The organism is Methylobacterium sp. A54F (assembly GCF_053346035.1).
Genome location: NZ_JBKFBF010000040.1, coordinates 1 through 614, shown reverse-complemented (window position 1 = coordinate 614; position 614 = coordinate 1). Strand labels below are relative to the sequence as shown.

General features: G+C 68.4%; 1 protein-coding gene. It reads left to right on the top strand.

Going from position 1 to position 614, the window contains the following annotated elements; translation table 11 throughout:
• Window positions 1-12: 12 nt before the first annotated feature.
• Window positions 13-614: LuxR C-terminal-related transcriptional regulator (locus tag ACLBXP_RS25220; RefSeq protein ID WP_447670584.1), on the top strand; the 602-nt coding region annotated here is incomplete at its 3' end.

Genomic DNA, 614 nt, shown 5'->3' with positions numbered 1-614 from the left:
CTGATCGTGATCGTGGACCGTCGTCCGCTGGTGGGTCAGTGCCTGCTGGCCTCGCTGCGGGACGCGGACGCGCAGATGCGGTTCGAGACCTTCGCGAGCCTCGGGCAGTGGCACCAGGACACCAGCCTGGCCTCGGCCTGCCTGGTGCTGCTGTGCCTGCCGGGCGGCCACGCGCCGGAGGCCGAGCGCGCCGAGATCCAGCGGGAGCTGGCTGAGCTGCGCGGCTGGAACCCGAGCGTTCCGGTGGCGGTGATGTCGGACTGCGAGAGCCCGGAGCAGATCATCAAGGTGCTGGAGCTCGGCATCAAGGGCTACATCCCGACGACGGTCTCGCTGCAGGTGGCGGTGCACGCGCTGCAGCTGGTGCGGGCGGGCGGGGTCTACATGCCGGCCGCGAGCATGTTCTCGCTGCTGTCGGACATCAACAGCCGCCAGACCAGCAAGGGGCGGGACGACGAGGTGTTCTCGCCCCGCCAGCTCAGCGTGGCGCGGGCGCTGCGCAAGGGCACGCCCAACAAGATCATCGCCTACGAGCTGAACATGTGCGAGAGCACCGTGAAGGTGCACGTGCGCAACATCATGAAGAAGCTCAAGGCCAAGAACCGCACCGAGGT